Annotated in this window: 2 protein-coding genes; both read left to right on the plus strand. The window is 61.6% G+C overall.

All coding sequences use genetic code 11. From position 1 onward, the window contains the following. The coding region (locus ENZ75_RS33355) for a DUF4424 family protein (RefSeq protein WP_128278679.1) at positions 1–478 on the plus strand (478 nt) is incomplete at its 5' end. After that, positions 478–763 (plus strand): dihydrofolate reductase (locus tag ENZ75_RS33360; protein WP_164888252.1); only part of this gene is annotated, 286 nt, incomplete at its 3' end. The genes ENZ75_RS33355 and ENZ75_RS33360, both read left to right, overlap by 1 nt.

The following is a 763-nucleotide window of genomic DNA, read 5'->3' on the forward strand; positions in this document are numbered from 1 at the left end:
GGTCTACACCCCGTTCTGGCAATTGCGTTCGACCTACTGGTGGCGCTCGACCTTTCCGGCCAACAAGGACGTCCATGTTTCCCACCACTACAGACCGAGCGTCGGCGGCACGTCTTCGGTCAGCTTCTTCTACGACGGCAAATTCCAGGGTCAGTATGCGGCCTACAAGACCCGGTATTGCATGGACGGCACATTCGAAAATGCGGTGCGCAAGGCGGCCAAGGACGACCCTGACGGCTACCCCAAATATTTCGAGAGCCGCATCGCCTATATCCTGACCACCGGCGGCAACTGGGCTACGGGCACGATCGGCAAGTTCAAGCTGACGATCGACAAGGGCAATCCGAAAGCCCTGGTCTCGTTCTGCGGCGACAATGTCAAAAAGACCGGACCGACGACCTTCGAGATGACGGCGGATGATTTCTACCCCGAGCGCGACATCGACATCCTGATCCTCGAGCCGACGGGCGAAAATTGATGCATGTCGCAATCTACGTTGCCATTGCCGAGAACGGCGTGATCGGGCGGGACGGCGGGCTCCCGTGGCGGCTCTCCACCGATCTCAAGCGCTTCAAGGCCGATACGATGGGCAAGCCTATCATCATGGGCCGCAAGACCTATGAGGGCATCGGTCGACCGCTGCCGGGCAGGTTGAACATCGTCGTGACCCGCGACGAGACCTGGCGCGCCGAGGGCGTCGAGGTGGCACATTCGCTCGAAGCCGCGATCCAGCTGGCGACGGTGCGCGGGCGCGGCATGGCCG

The sequence above is a fragment of the Mesorhizobium sp. M7A.F.Ca.CA.002.04.1.1 genome (assembly GCF_004022805.1).
Classification (GTDB): domain Bacteria; phylum Pseudomonadota; class Alphaproteobacteria; order Rhizobiales; family Rhizobiaceae; genus Mesorhizobium; species Mesorhizobium ciceri.